The sequence below is a fragment of the Paenibacillus sp. TCA20 genome (assembly GCF_000732325.1).
GTDB lineage: Bacteria > Bacillota > Bacilli > Paenibacillales > Paenibacillaceae > Paenibacillus > Paenibacillus urinalis.
On record NZ_BBIW01000006.1, the window covers coordinates 159,370 to 179,612 of the forward strand.

18 protein-coding genes are annotated in these 20,243 nt (G+C 43.9%); 3 read left to right on the forward strand and 15 right to left on the reverse strand.

The genetic code is table 11. The features are described 5' to 3' along the window. Positions 1-4: 4 nt before the first annotated feature. The 8 genes from TCA2_RS13640 to TCA2_RS13675 form a co-directional block, all read right to left on the reverse strand. On the reverse strand, positions 5-1,267 hold the full coding sequence (locus TCA2_RS13640) for a cytosine permease (RefSeq protein WP_047912153.1): 1,263 nt from the start codon (positions 1,265-1,267) through the stop codon (positions 5-7). Between the two features lie 140 nt (positions 1,268-1,407). Beyond that, a complete protein-coding gene (locus TCA2_RS13645) occupies positions 1,408-2,994 on the reverse strand; it encodes a PucR family transcriptional regulator (protein ID WP_047912154.1) in 1,587 nt (528 codons plus the stop codon). A 36-nt stretch (positions 2,995-3,030) separates the two neighbouring features. Next, entirely contained in the window at positions 3,031-3,984 is a 954-nt protein-coding gene (locus TCA2_RS13650) for a sensor histidine kinase KdpD (protein ID WP_238546390.1), read from the reverse strand. Then, positions 3,977-4,654 (reverse strand): response regulator transcription factor, encoded by a 678-nt coding sequence (locus tag TCA2_RS13655; protein WP_047912156.1) that lies wholly within the window; start codon positions 4,652-4,654, stop codon positions 3,977-3,979. The genes TCA2_RS13650 and TCA2_RS13655 overlap by 8 nt, the downstream gene beginning before the upstream one ends. An 11-nt stretch (positions 4,655-4,665) precedes the next feature. Continuing rightward, positions 4,666-5,448: an ABC transporter permease gene (locus TCA2_RS13660; RefSeq protein ID WP_047912157.1), complete on the reverse strand. Its 783-nt coding sequence runs from the start codon at positions 5,446-5,448 to the stop codon at positions 4,666-4,668. Beyond that, positions 5,441-6,358, reverse strand: a complete 918-nt coding sequence (locus TCA2_RS13665) for an ATP-binding cassette domain-containing protein (RefSeq protein ID WP_047912158.1) — start codon at positions 6,356-6,358, stop codon at positions 5,441-5,443. The genes TCA2_RS13660 and TCA2_RS13665 overlap by 8 nt, the downstream gene beginning before the upstream one ends. Positions 6,359-6,564: 206 nt before the next feature. Then, entirely contained in the window at positions 6,565-7,803 is a 1,239-nt protein-coding gene (locus TCA2_RS13670) for an MFS transporter (RefSeq protein WP_047912159.1), read from the reverse strand. 22 nt (positions 7,804-7,825) lie between these two features. Next, entirely contained in the window at positions 7,826-9,484 is a 1,659-nt protein-coding gene (locus TCA2_RS13675; protein ID WP_047912160.1) for a family 43 glycosylhydrolase, read from the reverse strand. 293 nt (positions 9,485-9,777) lie between these two features. Between TCA2_RS13675 and TCA2_RS13680 the strand changes: the two genes are divergently transcribed. Continuing rightward, the gene (locus TCA2_RS13680) at positions 9,778-10,668 is read left to right on the forward strand and encodes an AraC family transcriptional regulator (protein WP_047912161.1); all 891 of its coding nucleotides are present in this window, start codon (positions 9,778-9,780) and stop codon (positions 10,666-10,668) included. 209 nt (positions 10,669-10,877) lie between these two features. Here TCA2_RS13680 and TCA2_RS13685 read toward each other — a convergent pair whose 3' ends face one another. Next, positions 10,878-11,648, reverse strand: a complete 771-nt coding sequence (locus TCA2_RS13685; RefSeq protein ID WP_047912162.1) for a hypothetical protein — start codon at positions 11,646-11,648, stop codon at positions 10,878-10,880. 215 nt (positions 11,649-11,863) lie between these two features. Here TCA2_RS13685 and TCA2_RS13690 point away from each other — a divergent pair, with 215 nt between their 5' ends. After that, on the forward strand, positions 11,864-13,876 hold the full coding sequence (locus tag TCA2_RS13690; RefSeq protein ID WP_152557744.1) for an RICIN domain-containing protein: 2,013 nt from the start codon (positions 11,864-11,866) through the stop codon (positions 13,874-13,876). A gap of 102 nt (positions 13,877-13,978) precedes the next feature. On the opposite strand, the gene TCA2_RS13695 is transcribed toward TCA2_RS13690, so the two are convergent. Beyond that, a complete protein-coding gene (locus TCA2_RS13695; protein ID WP_047912163.1) occupies positions 13,979-15,343 on the reverse strand; it encodes a TrkH family potassium uptake protein in 1,365 nt (454 codons plus the stop codon). 237 nt (positions 15,344-15,580) lie between these two features. Between TCA2_RS13695 and TCA2_RS13700 the strand changes: the two genes are divergently transcribed. Beyond that, positions 15,581-15,859, forward strand: coding sequence for a hypothetical protein (locus TCA2_RS13700; protein ID WP_047912164.1), 279 nt, complete (start codon positions 15,581-15,583; stop codon positions 15,857-15,859). Positions 15,860-16,188: 329 nt separating this feature from the next. Here the strand turns inward: TCA2_RS13700 and groL are convergent, their stop codons facing one another. The 5 genes from groL to TCA2_RS13725 all read right to left on the reverse strand — a co-directional run bounded on the left by groL (position 16,189) and on the right by TCA2_RS13725 (position 20,237). Continuing rightward, positions 16,189-17,823 carry a chaperonin GroEL gene (groL, locus tag TCA2_RS13705; protein ID WP_047912165.1) on the reverse strand — a complete coding sequence of 545 codons (1,635 nt, stop codon included), beginning with the start codon at positions 17,821-17,823 and terminating at the stop codon, positions 16,189-16,191. 137 nt (positions 17,824-17,960) lie between these two features. After that, positions 17,961-18,242: a co-chaperone GroES gene (gene groES, locus TCA2_RS13710; RefSeq protein WP_047912166.1), complete on the reverse strand. Its 282-nt coding sequence runs from the start codon at positions 18,240-18,242 to the stop codon at positions 17,961-17,963. Positions 18,243-18,458: 216 nt separating this feature from the next. Then, positions 18,459-19,244 carry a twin-arginine translocase subunit TatC gene (tatC, locus tag TCA2_RS13715; RefSeq protein WP_047912167.1) on the reverse strand — a complete coding sequence of 262 codons (786 nt, stop codon included), beginning with the start codon at positions 19,242-19,244 and terminating at the stop codon, positions 18,459-18,461. Between the two features lie 107 nt (positions 19,245-19,351). After that, positions 19,352-19,594 carry a twin-arginine translocase TatA/TatE family subunit gene (locus TCA2_RS13720; protein ID WP_047912168.1) on the reverse strand — a complete coding sequence of 81 codons (243 nt, stop codon included), beginning with the start codon at positions 19,592-19,594 and terminating at the stop codon, positions 19,352-19,354. Positions 19,595-19,742: 148 nt separating this feature from the next. Further along, on the reverse strand, positions 19,743-20,237 hold the full coding sequence (locus tag TCA2_RS13725) for a molybdenum cofactor biosynthesis protein B (RefSeq protein WP_047912169.1): 495 nt from the start codon (positions 20,235-20,237) through the stop codon (positions 19,743-19,745). Positions 20,238-20,243 lie beyond the last annotated feature (6 nt).

Consider the following 20,243-nt stretch of genomic DNA (forward strand, 5'->3'; position numbering starts at 1 on the left):
TTTATTAATCCTCCAGTACGACAGACTTTGAAGCGGTTAGACGATATCCAATGACATAGATAACAAATGAAATCACGATGCCGATCAGCGGCTGATTAGATACCTGCGGCAAGCTCGGGAAGAGTGACAACAGGACCGGAATACAGGCAATTACCGAGCCAATGAGCCAGGAGTATACGCCGAGGAGATTGACTCCCTCGGTCTCCTTCCAGCTGTTCTTATCCCCTCGGTTCATCACCCAGTAGGAAGCAATCATCACCCCGGCTACAGGCGGTACCATCGCGGACAAGACCGACATGACAGGCGTAAAATAATCCAGGATGCCGATAACCGCGAGCAGTGTTCCAATCAATCCGGCCAGTCCAACCGCCCACTTTTCTTTTTCTTTCGAAACATTAAAGACATTGGTTAGTGCAAATCCGCCGGAAATGGCATTGACCATATTGGTCTTCCAGGCAGCCAGAATTAGGACAACTCCGCCGATAAACGGAGTAGCGATGCTGAGAAATACCGCCGTGACATCATTGGTCTGATAAGCCAGCGTCAATACAGCTCCTACACCGATCATGAGCAGACCCGCCGGAATGATGCCGAAGATCGCTGCTTTCCATACGTCAGAACGCTTCTTCGAGAACTGTGAATAATCCCCTGCAATTACCGCCCCGAGGGCGAAGGAGCCGATCGTTACAGCCAGTCCATCCATAAAGCCCATATTTTGCTCAGGTCTGTAATCGGCAATCAGCTGCATTGTATCCCCATTCAGTGCTTCAATGAGGCCATATACGCACAACACGACCAGTAGAGGAACAGCAATATAGCTTAGTACACGCAGCACCTTAATTCCATACATCGCGGATACGACCATCACGAGGCCGCTGATCAAGGAGGCGACAGGAACCGGCATATTCACATCAAATTCCGACAGCAGATTAGCAAGTGCTGCCCCACACACATTAGCCTGAATACCAAACCAGCCGAGACAGGCAATGGTGAGAAGAATGGAGAGAACGGTTCGTGAACCCCTTTTGCCAAATACCTGGCTTGCCACCTGAACCGTTGATTTACCTAAATCCGTGCTCTGAATGCCCTGCAGAATCATAATGGCGACGATAATTGAATATCCCACCAGAGTCACCAGTAGAGTCTTTGACATGCTCATCCCTGTAATCAGGGTGTTGCCGACGAGAAGTCCCGGAATGCTGATCATGGCACCCGCCCACACGATGCCAAGCGTGAACCAGGACTGATTTGCTTTTTCGTTCTTCATCGCTTCCCCCTCCGTTCTTTGTTCAAATTGATTTTTCTCATTGTATTAGAAGAAGGGATGCGCCGTCTTTTTCAGAAAGAAAAAGAAAAATCCGAATTTTTGTCTAATTCGACAAAAACCCGGATTCATTGGATTGAAGTTCAGCTGTTGATTAACCGATAGATCATGCATGCAAGATACACATCATAAAATTCAGAGTTCATCGTAATATCGTACCCGATGTGCTCACTGATCTTCTTGATTCGATACTTCACCGTATTCTTATGCACATAGAGCAGCTTGGCACAGTCATCAAGATTCCCCTTCGCATCCAGCAGATAAGTCGTCAGTGTTCTGATCGATTCGGAATCCTCCAGTACAGGAGCAATGACGGACAGCCACTCCTCGATTACCTCTTCTCCCTGCACGCTGAGGTCAATCGCCCGCTTCATCGAGCGGATCTCCGCAGCCGTATACAGCTTGCGATGATTGTAGATCAGGTGTACCTTCTTGCCGACCTGATTCACGAGCTGATACATCCGGCGCACATCGGTCGTGTTCTTCATTCTTGGTGCGTAGATGATCTTGGAGATCGAAGAGGAATAACGTGCTGCCTCCATATATTCCGCTGCAATTTCGTATTCATTGTATTTATATGAGCAATTTCCAAGGAGAACGACAATACCATGCTCCATCGTCTGGATCACAGCCGTCTTATAATATTGGGCGAGATATTCCTCAAGCTCCTCGCGGATCTTTTTTTCCTCCGATAAATCCTGTACCGATACGAGCCACATCATTTGAATAGCAGAGACATCAATATGCAGCTGATGCGCCAGTCTGCGCATCTTCTCGCTCTCATCATTAATGATCGCTTTGACGAGCGCGTATTCGCTGACCTCGTTATGCTTGTCCCCCCACAAATTGATCGCCACCTGCACGACCTCACCAATTTTGTCTATCGTCTTGGGCGGTAATTTGGCATTTTCCTTGATCACAAAAAGAAACAGTGTCTCGCCGTTCTTCTGATGAACACTTCGATGCTCAATATAGCCGGCAGATTCCACTTCTTCTGCCTTCATTCTGCCATGGGTCAGCTGAGGTGCGTATTCCCGAATCATTCGCGAGACGTCAAGGGTTGAGTTACGGGGCCACATGACCCGGTTGATCATATCCAAACTACTGCTCGTCAGTACCAGGTTGGCCTTCAGCCGGTCGGATAACAGCTTCAGCGTCATTTCTACACTGCGGGAATGCTCAGGCAGCAGTGAGACCTTCTCTAGCGACTCATTCACAAAATTATCGTTGATCGTCTGCTGGCTTAGTACAACCGCTTCCATCACTTCATAGATGACTTCGTTATACCGCAATGTATAATCGTTCTCCGGCATACAGATAATCATGAAATTACGGGATTCTGCGAACTTCAACAGTTCAACCGATATCTCCGGAATAACAATGCCGACATAATATAGGATTAATCCGACCTCTCCAAGGTCATGCAGATACTGAATCGTTTCACACTGTTTTTCAATACTGTCTTTAATTGAAAATAAGGAGCTAATTACGAGCTCCTCTGCATACCATTCCTTCTGAACGGAATTTACGATCTGTGAGGAGAAGTCGGCATTCGACACCTCCAGTACAGACAAGGAGGAAACGGTCCGTTCCACATTACTGTGACCGGTCAGCACCTTCGCCCCTCGGAAGGAGGGCAATTGCAATATTTCTTTAACGGTTACCCCCATTAGCCTCACCACACTTATGCATTTGCTTGATCTAAATTAATTCAATGGGTATTCGGATTGAATCTGATTGACCGGCAGATAGATTCTAAGAATGAACCACTGATTCTCCAGCGCTGCATCCATCTTACCGTTCATTTTTTCTATCAGCTTTTTGGAGAGATACAGCCCCAGTCCGCTGGCTTCCGTATTGGTTCGGCTTGTGACCTCGGTATAGAAGCGCATAAACACTTTTTCTACAGCAACCTTGCTGTTCGGCTTGATATCATTCTTGACGGTCATGAGGAGGAACCCATCTTCCAGCTCATAGCCTATGACCGCTGTGCTCTTGGCATAACGCAGGATGTTCTGAACCACATTTTGTATAACCCGTATCAGCATGTAGGCGTCGGCAATAATCTCCACACGGCTATGCGACTCAGGAAAAGTAAGCTCAATATTCTGCTTCTCCAGCTGCTCATAGTAAGTTAAGAAGATCTCTTCGACCAGGCTGGAAAGGGAGAGTGATGTAAGCTCCATCTCCTTCTGATTGGTTTCCACGCGCGCCAAGTCATAAAAGTGATCGGTCATCTCCAGTAATCGGCTTACAGAACCTTCCACAATGCCAAGATAATGAATCCGCTTGGACTCATCTTGTGTCTCACTTAGAAGCTGAACATAGCCCTTAATCGAAGTGAGCGGTGTTCGCAAATCATGAGAGAGCCCGGCAATGGACAGCTTAACGTTCTCCTCCATTTGCCGGACATGCCGATTTTTATGCTCGTAAGCATCAATCATTTGATTCCATTCATCGACCAGCTCGATCAGTGCCTTGTCACGAAAATCAAGAGACAGTCTGCTGCCGAAGCCTGCCCGGTCCGGAATGTCTTTCATCGCATGCTTGAGCTTACGAAGCTGCCTCCTGAGGAAGATGATATACAGAAGGAGCGCCATAGCCAGGAAGACAAATACCCATCCCCACATCCCTTGCCAGCGCCCCTTTCCGTTAATCAAATTTGAAGCCGATACCCCATACGGTTTTGATATAGCTTGTGTCATCCGAATGAAGTTTATTTCGCAAATTACTAATATGTGTATTGATCGTTTTCTCACTATCCATAAACGGTTCATTCCAGACACTCTCATAAATATTTGCACGGCTGAACACTTTATGCGGATGCTCCAGCAATAGCAGAAGGATCGCGTACTCTCGTCCGGTTAGATGAAGCATCTGGTCGTTCAGCTTCACTTCACGCGTTTCTGTATTTACCGTAATATTGTGATAACGAATCTCTGTATCATGAGGAGCGGCAGCCTTCGTTGTGGAGGCATGTCGCAGCTGAATATCCATGCGCGCGAGCAGCTCCTTCACGTCAAACGGCTTCACGATATAATCATCTGCGCCGCTGGTCAACAGCTCCAGCTTGGATTGCTGATCATTTCTGGCTGAGATGACAATGACAGGAACGGATGAGCTGCTTCGGATCTCTTGCAGAAACTGCTCGCCATTGATCCCTGGAAGCATCAAATCCAGAAGAATGAGATCCACCTCATTTTGCTCAAACAGAAGCTTCCCCTCCGTCCCTGAATAAGCACTCAGCGTGCAAAAGCCCCTCTGCTCCAGAGTCTCCTTAATCAGAGAATGAATAGCCGCATCATCTTCAATGATTAACACATTTCCCATCTCTATTTCTCCTACTTTATGTCTGTTCGTCCAAACAGAAACATTCCTATAGCTGATGATAACACGATTGTAATGAGACTGACCACGGCCATCTCTGGAAATCTGGCAATATCAGCCGAGCTCGCAAAATCCGAATAGAACAGGAAGGATTCAGAGAACCAGAAGGTAACGTGCTTGAAATGCTCGGTCTGTTGGAAGATGCCTGCACCAAAGCCTGTTCCGATCGTATACAAAAAGCTCCACACGAGCGAAGTACCGCTGTTCTTGGTCAGAAAGCTAATCATCACATAGATTGAAACGTTTGATATAAGTAACAAATATAAAGTGCCGAAGGTTTGAAGCGCGTAGCTGAAGTATCTCTGAACGCCGGCAACCTCTCCGAAGCCGAACAGAAGTGAATAGCTGATCATCCCCATCAAAACGAGCAGGATCGAACCCATCAGCGTAAGCAGTGCGGATATGAGCAGCTTAGACAGATAAAAATGCTTACGGCTGCGGCCTAATGACAACACATTGCGAATTGTCCCGTTCTGAAACTCTTCTCCAATATAGAAGCTGATAAATGCGCTCATCACGAGCAAAACGGCAAGTCCATTCTTCTCAATCATGAGAACCCCTGTCGCGCCGTTAACTACCGTATCAATGGCCTGAACCAGCTCCTCTCCATTGCTTATAATATCCATTTTGCTGAGAGCCGCTTGGCAGACCGGCAATAGGAACAGAATGGCAAGAACGATCCATAGCTTGCTGCTGCGATATATTTTGATTCGTTCCGCTGACAATAGATTAAACATCCGCGCCACCTCCTGTTAACTGTAAAAAATAATCCTCCAGCTTCTGCCTGCTGGCGCCAATACGCAGTACATTCACCTCAGCAAAGACTAAGGCCCGGTTGATTGCCGCAACCTCGCTTACCTTGTCATAGATGTGAATCTCTGTTCCGCTAATAACTTCGTAATCTCTGATTCCGAGTGCATCCAGCACTACAATCGCTGCCTCTGCCTCTGTCGTTTCGAGTTCAATATATTGCCGAGTTTCGTTAGCCAGCTCCTCTTGGGAGAACTCCCTGATCAGCTTCCCGTCATGCAAAATACCGTAGTGAGTCGCAATCTGCGATAGCTCATCCAGCAAGTGGCTTGAGAGCAATACGGTTATACCCCGCTCAGTCACCATCCGTTTAATAATCTCACGCATTTCTACAATACCTGAAGGATCCAGACCGTTGGTCGGTTCATCCAGAATTAAAAATTCAGGGTGAGTAATCAGTGCCGTGGCAATAGCCAAACGCTGCCGCATGCCTAGCGAGAAATTTTTGGCCTTCTTCCTGCCTGTGTTGTTCAGATTCATCAGGCGAAGCAGATCCTCGATCTCCCGTTCGCTTACACCGCCGTTTGCTGCCTGTACCCGCAAATTCTCACGAGCTGTCAAATCGGGATACAGCGTCGGATTCTCAATCGACTGCCCCATTCTCCTCCTTGCTTGCTGCAGTCCCTTCGCCCCGGTCTCGCCAAACAGCTGGATGCTTCCCTCATCGACGGTAATCAGTCCCATCATCGCACGCATAAAGGTCGATTTGCCTGCGCCGTTCTCTCCGATCAAGCCGTAGATCATGCCTCGTTTAATCTCAAGGGATACTTTATCAAGCGCTTTATGCTTGCCGTACATTTTGGATATATGAGTTGCCTTCAGAATCGTTTCGGACATTTTAGAATCACCCTTTTGAAGTTGATGAGCTAAGTATAGAATGCAGATATAAATAAATGGACCCGATAAGTATAAAGAAAGTATAAAGTTTGCGAAGATACAATATATCTTTCCTTGGCATGGTATGGGTGATTCTCTATTCTATTAAATAGTAAAAAACCACTCCTTATACGATCATAAGAAGTGGTTATAGGTTCATTTATATTTTATCTAGACACAGATTTAATAGAGAGAATCAAGATTCCTCCCAAAATGGAGAATACAAATGACATGATAAAAATGGATGAAAACCCTACGGATGAGATCAACACCGCAGCAATGACTGGAGCAATCGCTTGAGTTACCGTATTCCCGAGATTGTAAAATCCTAAGAAAAATCCAACACGGTTCTTGTCCGGAATGACTTCCAGATTCAATAGGTTATCCAGCGAGTTCCAGATGCCCATTCCCAGGCCAGCCATAAAGGCATAGATAATGATACCGGTCTCATTTTGTAAGAAGAAAATGCTTAATGCACCGATCCCTAACAAGATGGTAGATAAGCCTACAGGCAATTTCAATATTTTGAACTTATCTGCTAGGGGTCCGGCTATAAATCCCATTGCAATCCCGAAGATCAGCATGATCGTGTTAATTAATTGAACAGACTGTTGTGTAGCTATTGTGTCCTTATGCAGGAAATCTGACATGATATATAACAGGTAACCTGTAATTGCGAAGTTTCCAATCCCCTGAAACAGCTTGCCGGTAAGAGCCAAATAATAATCACGACCTACGGACCAGGATGGAAAAATAGTTTTGAGCTCTTTTATAGAAAACTTCACCTTTTTTGTTGATTCTGATGAATCCACTTTCTCCCCCAGATTGGATGGTTCTCGGACGATCCATGCAGCAATCAAAGTACCGACAAAAGTTATGATACCAAATATAATAAAGCCTAAACGAAACTGTCCTAAGAAGAGAGCTCCTATAATGGAAAAACCGTTGTTGCCAAGCGCCATCCCCAATCCGCCATAAGCAGATGAGGCCGTTCCTCTGCCACTTTCAGGAGCCAAATCCAGCCAAGCAATCATCGGTGCAACAATGAAGTTCAGCGCAATCTGTCCCAGCATCCAGCTTAACAGCAAGAAGGGAATCGTCGTACTCATTGAGGCAAGAATCATGGCCAGCATAAATACAAAGGCACCGGAGACAACCCATGGTGTGCGTTTACCAAAACGAGATCTAGTCCGATCCGAGAGATATCCGGCAACCATATTAGACAGAGCCGCGGTGACCATTCCTAAGGACGAAAATAAAGCGACTAATTCAATTTTGTTATCGGCGTCCAAATGCTGAATCATAGCTGGGAGGAACAAGCTCGAAGCTACAATATAGGGGCCAAGCCAGGAAGCCGGCCCAATAATTAATCCGGGTATTAGTCGTTTCAATGATATGGTATTCATGATCGAGCTTCCTCTCTAATGGCTAGTCATTTTTCACTGAGTAGTAATCAAAATCTGCAAAGGAGTCATGCTGATGGGAATCGACTGTGCCAATAAAATTAAACAAGCCTGTAAATCCGCCGATCTCACCCGGTTCCCCGTTGACACCCTCATCAGACAAATAAGCAGCATCTAACCCATCCGCCAATACTTTCCAATCCATATCATCACTGAGTCGATAATAGAAATCTACTATACCTGAACGGTAAACAGCCTTCAGCTCAACAACACCTTCAGGTACCGAAATATGGTGATGTACAAATTCGATGCGTTTTCCTAACTTCGCCTGCAGCAACTGCAAGACGGTGCAATTGGATGCCTCTGAATGAGTTAGATGGGCATAAAGCCAATTGTTGGAGTCATAGTAAAGCCCCATACCCGCTGTTTCGGAGTAATGATCGGGATGAAATTCAAGCTTGGTTTGAAATTTATAATGAAATGATGTTGCGCGAGTGGCCATAATCGCCGGATTTACTTGGGAGAAGAAAGAGTTCTCGCCATGGATCCGTAAATGTCCTGCCCGCTCCGTGGTATTGACCCAAGCAGCCCCTTGATCGCGATAAGGCGTCATAAAGTGGATGTCATAGGTGTTGTCGTCAAAATGATCAAATACATCGTGCGTTATTTTAGTCGATAACGGAACACCCTGCATGCCTTGAACTTCCATCTTGGCTACATTCGTTCCATCCTCCATTTCCAGCCAGCCGTCCTCTGTCCACTTCATTTTTTGAATGGACGTTTCACGTCCTAATGGATTTAAAAGTGTTCCTTCGAGTGGACGCGACATGAGATGTGCAATATACCATTCCCCTGTTTGGGTTTGAACCAATGAGCCGTGACCCGCTTTTTGCATGATCGATTGGGGATTATACATTTCAAAATGTCCCGCATCCGGATCACCTAATGAGAACAGATGACGTGGTGAAGACGTAATAATCGGTTCAGCAGATGGATGCGGCTCATAAGGGCCAAATATGCTCTTCGATCGCCCAATCTCTACCCCATGTGCATAGCCGGTTCCACCCGCAGCTTGGATCAGATAATAATATCCGTTGTGCTTATATACTTGCGGGGCTTCTACACAGCCGCGACTGGTAAACCCTTGCGTTACCCGATGCCATTTACCGATTATTCCCCCTTGCTCCAGATCAGCCTCTGCGATGACAATATGTCCAGGTGCTTGATAACCTTGGCGTGTTTCCCATTCGAGTGTAGAGATATAATGTCTTCCATCCTCATCATGAAAAATAGCAGGGTCAAAGCCGATAGAAGTCAAATAAATTGGATCAGACCAAGGTCCATTTATATCTTCAGCCCACACGGCATAGGAGTCTGAGTTGAACTCACGACCTGCCATATTGAGCATGTGGGAAAAGGCCAGCCAATATTTGTTCGTAGAAGAATCATAGGATAAATGCGGCGCCCAGATTCCAGCCGGTGTATTGGTACCGCGCAAATTGATCTCACCGTTCTTTAATACATGGCTGATAAGCTGCCAATGGGCTAAATCCGTCGATTTAAAAATTTGGATACCCGGGTTCCAATGAAATGTGGATGTGGCGATATAATAAACCTCACCTACCCGAATAATAGATGGGTCTGGTGCCATGCCAGGAATAATAGGATTTTGAATGACTGTCATTTTACTACTTCCTCTCTCTCTAATGCTATGTTGGGAACGCTGCTCAATAAGATAAGCACATCCCCGATCATGACCTCCTTATTTACCCTTTTTTCTTGCTGACTCAAACTTCCCAATGACTTCATGATTCCGCTTTCTATTTTGACTATGATAAAATAATCAAAGGACATAAGTGTTTAAGCTGATTCAAGAAAGCGTTTGCTGCTGCACAGCTATATTATAATAATAATTATTTGATCATTACGTTAGTACAACTAGGGTTAAATTTACCCTAATCAAAGGTGGCCTGATGAATGGAATATGATAACAGCCTCATGGGTTATAAGACACAAATTTTTCCACGCATTGACTGGAATATACGTTTATTCGGTGCACACAAACAAACTGTTTATTCCAATTGGTCCATGACCAAGGAGTATCACCATGCTTTTGAGATCTTGATCGTCTTAGATGGGGAACAGGAAACCTGGATTGGAAATAAACAATATATGATCAAGAAAGAGGATATCCTTCTGATTCCTCCGGGTTTTGAGCATACCAACAAGTGTGTCACTGCTGATGCTATGACCTATTTTTGCGCTCATTTTGATATTGACGAACCTGCTTTACGGATGAAAATCATGAAAAATAGTGATTGGATCTATCAGCCTGCTAATCCCAATCATGGTAGGTTAAGGGTTTGTATTCAGAAATGGCTGGATATTCTGGATGACCCAGATATCGTAGGCTCCAAAGCCAAATTACGAGCACAAGTGGTACTCTTTGAGCTATTAGAGGTTCTCATCGATATCGAGCCGCTGGATACGGAGATCCGAAGTCATCAATCGATGACGACCGCAAAGTATGCAAAAGAAATTGCGGAAGCCATCAAGTGGAGCTTTAAACAAAAATGTATACAGAAGGACGAAGATACCTCCATCCATATACAACCGATTATCGCTTCTCTTGGGATCAGTCCCAACTATGGGTTAGAGGTATTCCAGAAGATTTACCGTATGTCTCCTCGTGAATATCTATCGAGTCTCAAATTACAAGAAGCAAAGATGTTACTGCAGCAGCCGGAGATATCCATTAATGAGATCGCAAATCGTTTAGGCTACAAAAACCTAGCTCACTTCAGCAGACAATTCAAAAGATGGACGGGATCAAACCCTACCGAATTTCGAAAAAAAGCCCGTCGTTAATAAAGGCAAACATCATCATAATTCTTCAACGCAAAAAAGGCCGCCTATTTATTTGGCGGCTATTTGTTATGGAATGGACCTACGAATGAACTCTCAAAATTAATGCCCCAAGGCCTTAACACCATTTCTAAATTCATCAATTGAATTGTTTATTTTCATAACATCATGTTTCATTTATATGAAAGTGAAGCGGGTTGTTCTCTTTAAAATCATCTTTTGTAAAAAGTAGCCATATCACTAAATCCGTAGAGACTGTTACTTGTGAAAGTGACGGTCTGCCCCTCCGTACTTTGTAGAAATCGTTCATTCCAATGCCCTATATTTGAGGTAGACATCTCCGCTCGTTCCTTATTGGCGAAATATCCTAGAGAGACGTGAGGTGTGTAGGAAGGTCCGCATGTTTCTAATCCAAAGCGTTCCTTGTATTTCTCAATGAGGCACTTCCTCTCCTCTTCGATCTTATGTAACACGGCCCTTGAACGGGAATTAGCAGGTTTCAGGCTTGCCACCAGGACCGAATTCCCCCATTTAATCAGCTTATCGAACTGAAAGTCAATCGATTCCTCCATATGGATATGTAATGGCCGGTCATCAATCCTGAAGTAGTCTCGCTCTCCTCCCCGTAGGGAATGAGGTAAATTATCGAGCAGATCCTCCGCATTAAACAGATGTTCCCGTGATACCTCCTGTACATTACCATCATTAATTCCGTCCCATAGAGTCACATGATATGAATGAGAAGGCAGAGGACAAAACAGATATGTATTCTTCACTTCTGATAATTGTGTAAGTGTTTGATTGAGACTTTTGTATAATCCTAATTGTTCAGATTCGATATCACAGCTTAATAACTTCAAATCTTCATTCGCATCTAGCGGTAATAAGCAGTCCGATGGATTATCAAATAGGATGGAATACCCTCTAAAATGGGACCACTCCGGTGTAAATCCAGCAATTTTAGGGTTGGTAATAGTAAACATGTATAACCTCCATTTTAGTAATCTTTATTCAACGTTACTACTTCATATACAAATTGCTGTAATACCATAGATTATCTCATGACCGTTTTCAAGAAAAATATTTATCTCAAACTTTTTATTTAATGCTTTAGTTAATCTATTGATATTTACATAAAATAGAAATAGAATGTAGAATATCAAATCCATATTTGAAATGAATTGGAAGGGGAACGTTTATGAAAAATGGGAAAACATTTATGAAATGGTTATTGGTAATGGTAATGGTATTACAAACATTGGGGATGTTTCAAGCACCGACGGCTGATGCTGCTGCTCTAAGTACAACGAGAGCTTCCGTCCATGACCCATCTATTGTGAAAGGAAATGGGAAATATTATATTTTTGGTACCCATATGGTTAACGCAGAATCTTCTAACCTGGCATCATGGAGTAATATGACCACTAATGTCAACAACAATTATGCAAGCGTTTTCTCAGTAGGTGCAGCTTGGGCTGCACAAGGCAGCAGTAATTATAATCTGGCTGGTAACTTGTGGGCCCCGACTGTTTTCTATAACAAAGACATGAAAAAATGGTGTATGTATATGAGTGTGAATGGTGAGAACTGGTATTCCTCCATTGCACTCGCAACAGCAGATAATATCGCAGGGCCCTATACGTATCAAGGAACCGTTGTTTACAGCGGGTTCGTGAATTCCACCCAAGCAGCGAAGACAGATTATAGCAAAGTGACAGGAACGAACACCGTAGCATCCAGATATTTAACATCTGGGAAATGGAATCCATCTTATGCGCCAAATGCGATAGACCCTAGTGTGCTTTATGATGCAAACGGAGATTTATGGATGTCCTATGGTTCCTGGTTTGGCGGGCTCTTTATGATGAAATTGGATAAGAATACGGGATTGAGAGATTATTCCTACACCTATTCAACCACCACAAACTCTTCCGATCAATACTTTGGTAAGAAAATATCAGGTGGATATGGCGGTACCGGTGAAGGGTCTTACGTTGTATATGATAAGAATGCAGGTTATTACTATCTGTATGTATCTTACAATGGTCTCAATGCAACAGATAATTTTGCAGGGTATCATATGCGTCTATTCCGATCCACAAATATAACAGGACCTTACACCGATGCCATGGGCAATTCGGCCATCGTGACGAGTGCAGGACAAGATCAATCGAACAAAGGTGTCAAGTTAATGGGTAATTACCACTTATCCTCCTTAACCGGCAACGGGGAATTAAGTAGTAATGGTTATATGTCTCCAGGACATAATTCTGCTTTTATTGATGATGACGGCCAGAGATACGTCGTTTATCACACAAGATTTAACACAGGAACTGAAGCCCATCAGGTTAGAGTCCATCAGCAATTCCTGAATCAGGACAAATGGCCTGTCACAGCCGTATACGAACATCTGGGAAGCAAAATTTCATCAACAGGGTATTCAAATAGTGAGATCGTTGGAACCTACGATTTTGTGAATCATGGCAATAGTGCTGAAACTACATTTACACCGATGTTACCGACGAGCACAGTCGTATTACAAGCTAATGGAACGATTACAGGTGGAGTAACAGGTACATGGAGTGCGGTGTCTGGAACCCATTATGTGAATATGGTGATCGACGGCGTAACGTATAAAGGTGTCTTCTTTAAACAATACGATGAATCGGCCGCTCACAAGGAAGTTATGACATTTTCCTTAATCGGTAACAATAATCAAGCGATATTTGGCTCGAAGACGTCATCTAGTACAGGAGGAGGTTCCGTATCTGGATTAGATGGGACCTATTTTATCAAAAACAAGAATAGCAATAAATACTTAGATGTTCTAAACGGCTTAGCGGCCGATGGAACAAACATTCAGCAGTGGTCAGGCAATGGATTTGACGCCCAAAAATTCAGATTGGTGTCGGATGGCAATGGATACTATCATATTCTAACCGGTGCATCCGGCTATACCAGCAGTGTAGATGTGGAGAATGGTGCGAATACAGATGGAGCAAATATTCTTCAATGGACTCACTGGGGCGGTGATATGCAAAAATTCGAAATTGTAAATGTAAACGGTGCCTATGCAATAAAGACCAAAGCCAGTGGTGGTACAAAAGCTTTAGATGTATATAACATAAGCTCCGCTGATGGTGCAAATGTCGTTCAATGGACTTACTGGGGCGGCGACGGACAGTTATGGTATTTGGAGCCTGCTAATTAGAAGGTAATATCAAAGAGGCCTAACTTCTCTACAATTTATAGAGGAATGGGCCTTCTTTTCATTGCTAAGGTATAGTGGGAACATAATGCTAGTCAATTGATACTAACCTATAATCAGTTTCTCTTTCGGATAGCGATATTTTTCTTGCTTATTGTTTCTTCCCCTGATGAACAGAAAGATCGAAGGAAAACCAATTCTTCCAATAAACATTAGAAACATAAGAATGGTCTTGGCAAAATGACTGAGTTCTGGCGTAATCCCCAAAGAAAAGCCTACTGTACCTAAGGCAGAGCAAACTTCGAAACAAATAGCCGTAAGCTGCTGCTGCGGATCGGAAATAATCATCATAATAATCGAGGCTACACATATGAAAACTGCTAATAGCGTAATGGCTAGTGATTTTATAATATCTTCCTGATATATTTCCCGATTAAAGATTTTAACATAACGCCTTCCTTTCATAAAAGTATAAATAAATAACAAATTTAAAGCTAATGTCGTCGTCCTAATCCCACCCCCCATTGAATTGGGAGATCCCCCTATAAACATCAAGATACCTATAACTATAAGGGTAGGTACTGAAAATTGTGTAATATCCATTGTAGAGAATCCAGTGCTTCTTGTTGATACCGTCTGAAATAAAGCATAAAAAAAAGATTTATGCCATGACATATCCTTAAAATAATGCTGAAATTCCAGTAGTAAGATAAGGCCTGCCCCAATAACTATAAGAATTCCGTATGTAAGCGTCGTTAACTTTGTGAATAATGAAAACCGGAAAGAATACTCATATTTCAACTTTTTCCTCGATAAATAATCCTTCACCTCAATTAATACAGGGAATCCAATGGATCCAATAATAATTTGTATAATGGTCAGAAGTTGTACAAAATAATCATTTGCGAAGGGAATATAAGATTCACCGGTTATATCTATTCCGGCGTTTGTCGTCGCAGTAACGGATGCAAATAAGCCTTGGAGAAATGCTTCCCCCCATGTAGGGAAATAATTGATAAAATAAACTCCATAGATGAGTGCCCCGAGGAGTTCAATAAATAGGATCAACTTCAAGATTTCTTTAACTAATCGAACGAGTCCCGAATGTGCGAATTGATTATTATCTACCATAATAAGCTGTCGTTGCCGAAATCCAATTTTCTGTCCCAAAAATAACCAAAGAGCTGTGTTCATCACCATAATGCCAAGGCCTGAGAAATGCAATACGATCATCATAATGAAATACCCGAATACACTATAAGTCTCCGATATATTAAACAGAGTCATACCTGTGTCTGTTGCTACACTGACAGCCATGAATACTGTATCAAAAAAAGACACTTCTACCCCGGGTCGATAGGCTGCAGGCAGGCTAAACAATAGACAAGATATAAGGATGGCTAACAAATAATACCCTACAATAATTTGGGCAGGCGAAAGTTTATCCAGCCCTAATCGCACTTTGATCATACTGCACCCCTTCGCTTTCGAACCCTTTTACGACTTATATTGATGTTAATAAGCAGCTAGCAATTCAGCTTTGTTTATTATGTAAAAAGTTTTGTAATTTATTCATTTACGAAAATGGAGAGGTACAAGTCCACACCTGATTTTAATGCGAATACAACGGCTTCTTCCCGAGATCACGAAATTTTGTGGTAATATAGAAGGTATTATAACGCAGGATAACCACAAGGGGGAAAGAGCATGGAGAATGATAAATGCAATCCAATACACCCGACTGGTGTTAAGGGAAAAAAACAGGAAGAAATCGATGGATATACAATCAAGTATCATGCCAATGGAAAAACAATGTGGTCAAAAGGGCAGATCGTAGAGAACAAGCCGGAGGGGTACTGGGAGTGGTATCGTATCGATGGCACAATCAAGCGCTCTGGCTATTTCGACAAGGGTGAGCCTGTTGGAGAATGGATCACTTATGACAGCCAAGGCATGAAATATAAGGCAACTAATCGTGATAAATAAAAATAAAGGGCCGTTCGTAATCCATGCGAACGGCCTTTGTTTTGCATTCATGCGATTTATAAATTATTCTATCTTAAATTCATCGTCTGAAGCACCTTAAGGCTAGCCCCAGGATAGGTTCACCTGGAATATCATTCATATTTAATGCTTTATAAGCATTCACCATTTTACCACTAACCTTTAACAACAAAAAACCACTCCTTAATAAGATTATTAAGAAGTGGTCATGGGATCATTTAATATTTGTAACAGTGACTGCTTCACAAGTTATCGATCAATTTGATCGAAAATTCGCTCTACTAAGCATATGATTTAAGGGCTCAAAAGCCTTACATCATGCCGCCCATTCCACCCATGCCGCCCATGTCTGGAGCTGCAGGTGCTGCTGGTTCTGGCTTGTCAGCGATAACCGCTTCAGTCGTCAAGAACATCGCTGCTACGGAAGCTGCGTTTTGAAGAGCGTAACGAGTTACTTTGGCAGGGTCAACGATACCCGCGTCGATCATGTTTACCCACTCGCCGTTAGCTGCGTTGTAGCCTACGCCAACTTCTTCGCGTTTCAGACGGTCCACGATTACGGAACCTTCTTCACCTGCGTTTGCAGCGATTGTACGGATTGGAGCTTCCAGCGCGCGAAGCACGATGTTCACACCTGTTTGCTCGTCACCTTGCAATTGATCAGCAACCGCGGACACAGCGCCGAATACGTTAACCAGGGCAGTACCACCACCAGATACGATACCTTCTTCAACTGCCGCGCGAGTTGCGTTCAGCGCATCTTCGATACGCAGTTTACGCTCTTTGAGCTCAGTTTCCGTTGCTGCACCGACTTTGATAACAGCTACGCCGCCAGCCAGTTTAGCCAGACGCTCTTGCAATTTCTCTTTATCGAATTCGGAAGTCGTTTCTTCCAATTGGGAACGAATTTGTTTAACACGTGCATCGATGTCTTCTTTGCTTCCTGCACCGTCAACGATGATTGTGTTTTCTTTAGTAACACGTACTTGACGAGCTGTACCCAGTTGATCGATAGAAGCTGTTTTCAGGTCAAGACCCAGTTCTTCTGTGATCACTTGGCCGCCAGTCAGAGCAGCGATATCTTGCAGCATGGCTTTACGACGGTCACCGAATCCAGGAGCTTTAACTGCTACTGCATTGAATGTACCGCGCAGTTTGTTCACGATCAGCATCGCTTGCGCTTCGCCTTCGATGTCTTCTGCGATCAAGAGAAGTGGTTTGGATTGTTGAACGATCTTCTCAAGTACAGGCAAGATTTCTTGCGTGTTTGTGATCTTCTTATCAGTGATCAAAATGTAAGGATTGTCGAGGACAGCTTCCATTTTGTCAGTGTCTGTAATCATGTACGGAGAAATGTATCCGCGGTCGAACTGCATACCTTCAACCACTTCAAGCTCCGTTTCGAATCCACGGGATTCTTCAACAGTGATAACACCGTCGTTACCCACTTTTTCCATAGCTTCAGCGATCAGTTCGCCTACTTCTTCGTCAGCTGCGGAGATTGCCGCAACTTGAGCGATGGATTGCTTGTTCTCAACAGGCTTGGAAATGCTGCGCAGTTCTTCTACTGCTGCACGAACGGCTTTGTCGATCCCTTTACGGATACCGATTGGGCTAGCGCCCGCAGTTACGTTCTTCAGACCTTCTGTGATCAGCGCTTGAGCAAGTACAGTTGCCGTCGTTGTACCATCACCAGCTACATCGTTGGTTTTGGTTGCAACTTCTTTAACCAGCTGAGCACCCATGTTCTCGAATGCATCTTCCAGCTCGATTTCTTTTGCAATCGTTACACCGTCATTTGTGATGAGCGGGCTGCCGAATTTTTTCTCAAGAACGACGTTGCGTCCTTTTGGTCCGAGCGTTACTTTTACTGCATTAGCCAAAGCGTCCACACCACGAAGCATGGAACGGCGAGCGTCTTCACTGAATTTAATATCTTTTGCCATTGGTGAAAAACCTCCCTAATAATGTATATACCATATTCTAAGTACAGCCGCGTAAGAGCGGTCATATTAAGTGTAAGTTCAAATACCGAATATTACGAGTAAGCTGCTGAATTCAAACTTATTCACGATCCCGGGGATTAACCAAGAATGGCGTGAATGTCGCTTTCTTTCATAATCAAATATTCTTTACCTTCATATTTGATCTCTGTGCCAGCATATTTGGAGAAGATTACGCGGTCGCCTTCTTTTACTTCAAGAGGAACACGAACTCCATCTTTCAAGCTTCCAGCGCCAACAGCAATAATTTTGCCCTCTTGCGGTTTTTCCTTAGCAGAATCCGGAAGTACGATTCCTAGAGCTGTTGTTTGTTCTTGTTCGATCGGTTCTACCAATACGCGTTCACCTAAAGGTCTGATCATGAAAAATAGCCTCCTTAATTAATATTGTTACCTATGTTACGGTTGTTGCACTTCCTATTAGCACTCGACAGTCGTCAGTGCTAACAACCAATTTCATGATACTGAAATTAGAGAATGATTTCAAGTCCTTTTGAATAAATTCAGATGAAGTTTTGTCCATCCGCTGGCAAGCCCTCTACCATTCTATCCATCGCTGTCTAAAATATGCCCGGAGAATTAAGCTTTCTCACCCGAATCCAGCTTCACATATTTCGCATCATACTCTTCCTTCTCTTCGAGCTGCTTGCGGTAGACGACTGCAGATAAGAACACACTGAATTCATAAAGAAGAATCAGAGGAATAATTACAATGACATCCGAGATAAAATCAGGCGGAGTAACGAATACAGCGATGATGACCAGCACGAAGTAAGAAATTTTGCGCATTTTCTTGAGCCGAAGTGGATTAATAATTCTCAGCTTAGTCAGGAACATGACGATGACGGGCAGCTCGAACAGCAGCGAGATAGGAAGGATCAGATTGAACATAAATGTGAAAAACTGTGCCATACCATACGTTTCTACCAGGCCCAAGCTGACATTGATCTTATTGGTAAAACCGACAGCCATGGGAAAGACAACGAAATAGGAGAACGCGATCCCCACAAGAAACAGTAAAAAGACATAAGGTATGTAGCGGAGCGTGGCTTTCTGTTCATGAGGCTTAAGACCAGGACTAACAAATTTCCACACCTGATAGGCTGTGAAGGGAAGTGTAACGATTAAAGAAAAGAGCAGCGCAATCTTCATATACATACTAAGTCCATCCCATAAGGTCAAAGCATGAAGCTCAATATCATAACTTGCGATCGGCCCCTCTTGTGTTAAATAGGTGTAGATCGGATCACTGACAAAGAAACCACCCACCAGACCCAGGACAAAAACGGCCAGCACCGCAACAAGACGTCTTCTAAGCTCCCCCAGGTGATCTACCAGCGACATTCCCTCTTTGAGTTCCGACATCTTGAATACACTCCCTCTCTGCTCTCTCATGATAGAAAAAACAAAACCCTTCTAAAAGAGAAGGGGTGCTGCTTCATTCTGTGTACATAAAAAGTGTCATGGGCATGTTATTCCGGCAGACGCTTGTCCTCCGCCGTAGTCGCCTTCGTCTCCTCTATCTTCGATGCTGCCGTGCCAGATTCCTTCCTGGAAGAAGAACTGTCATCTGACATAATCTCCTGTGCGCCATTCTTGAATTCCCGGAAGGTTCTGCCCACTGCCCGTCCAAGCTCAGGCAGCTTATTAGGTCCAAACAGCAGCAAAGCAACAACGACGATGAGAATAAAGCCTGTAGGTCCGATATTCGGCATTCCTGCTCCTCCTTCTTGTGTATGGATATGTATCCAATAAAATCCAAGTCTATCTGATTTGAATCATATCATAATTGTAATCACATACATAGACCATATCTCAAGAATCTGGAAAAATGAGCTTATTCAGCCTTACGTCCTATCTATACTATAAATCCGGTTGTCTGAATTGTCCTGTAACCATAAGCAGCGCTTCAGGAAGCTGATCCATAATCGCTGCAAGATTCTCATGAACCCCCTTCGGTGTACCCGGCAGATTCACAATCAGTGTTCTCCCGCGAATGCCGACGATCCCTCTGAACAGCATGGCTGCCCGATTCTTCTGGAGCACCGTACTTCGCATCGCTTCGGCCATTCCTGGAACTTCACGATCGATGATTCTGCGTGTCGCTTCTGGCGTTACATCCCTTATCGCAAGCTCAGTTCCACCTGTCGTAAGGACAAGATCCGCATGAAAATAATCCGTCATTTCAATAAGCGCCGCAATGATCTCATCCGGCTCATCAGGGACGATCCGATACTCGATAATTTCTCCGCCGAGCTCTTCCTCCACTAGTTCACGGATGACCTGTGCACTTGTATCTTCCCGTTCTCCTCGCGCTCCTTTGTCACTTGCCGTCAGGATCGCTGTCTTCCACAACATAAGATC

Bases quoted from the DNA above. Each gene is read 5' to 3' on its own strand.
- TCA2_RS13640 (WP_047912153.1), bottom strand. From the start codon at position 1,267: ATGAAGAACGAAAAAGCAAATCAGTCCTGGTTCACGCTTGGCATCGTG.
- TCA2_RS13645 (WP_047912154.1), bottom strand. From the start codon at position 2,994: ATGGGGGTAACCGTTAAAGAAATATTGCAATTGCCCTCCTTCCGAGGG.
- TCA2_RS13655 (WP_047912156.1), bottom strand. From the start codon at position 4,654: ATGGGAAATGTGTTAATCATTGAAGATGATGCGGCTATTCATTCTCTG.
- TCA2_RS13660 (WP_047912157.1), bottom strand. From the start codon at position 5,448: ATGTTTAATCTATTGTCAGCGGAACGAATCAAAATATATCGCAGCAGC.
- TCA2_RS13665 (WP_047912158.1), bottom strand. From the start codon at position 6,358: ATGTCCGAAACGATTCTGAAGGCAACTCATATATCCAAAATGTACGGC.
- TCA2_RS13670 (WP_047912159.1), bottom strand. From the start codon at position 7,803: ATGAATACCATATCATTGAAACGACTAATACCCGGATTAATTATTGGG.
- TCA2_RS13675 (WP_047912160.1), bottom strand. From the start codon at position 9,484: ATGACAGTCATTCAAAATCCTATTATTCCTGGCATGGCACCAGACCCA.
- TCA2_RS13680 (WP_047912161.1), top strand. From the start codon at position 9,778: ATGGAATATGATAACAGCCTCATGGGTTATAAGACACAAATTTTTCCA.
- TCA2_RS13685 (WP_047912162.1), bottom strand. From the start codon at position 11,648: ATGTTTACTATTACCAACCCTAAAATTGCTGGATTTACACCGGAGTGG.
- TCA2_RS13690 (WP_152557744.1), top strand. From the start codon at position 11,864: ATGAAAAATGGGAAAACATTTATGAAATGGTTATTGGTAATGGTAATG.
- TCA2_RS13695 (WP_047912163.1), bottom strand. From the start codon at position 15,343: ATGATCAAAGTGCGATTAGGGCTGGATAAACTTTCGCCTGCCCAAATT.
- TCA2_RS13700 (WP_047912164.1), top strand. From the start codon at position 15,581: ATGGAGAATGATAAATGCAATCCAATACACCCGACTGGTGTTAAGGGA.
- groL (WP_047912165.1), bottom strand. From the start codon at position 17,823: ATGGCAAAAGATATTAAATTCAGTGAAGACGCTCGCCGTTCCATGCTT.
- groES (WP_047912166.1), bottom strand. From the start codon at position 18,242: ATGATCAGACCTTTAGGTGAACGCGTATTGGTAGAACCGATCGAACAA.
- tatC (WP_047912167.1), bottom strand. From the start codon at position 19,244: ATGTCGGAACTCAAAGAGGGAATGTCGCTGGTAGATCACCTGGGGGAG.
- TCA2_RS13720 (WP_047912168.1), bottom strand. From the start codon at position 19,594: ATGCCGAATATCGGACCTACAGGCTTTATTCTCATCGTCGTTGTTGCT.
- TCA2_RS13725 (WP_047912169.1), bottom strand. From the start codon at position 20,237: ATGTTGTGGAAGACAGCGATCCTGACGGCAAGTGACAAAGGAGCGCGA.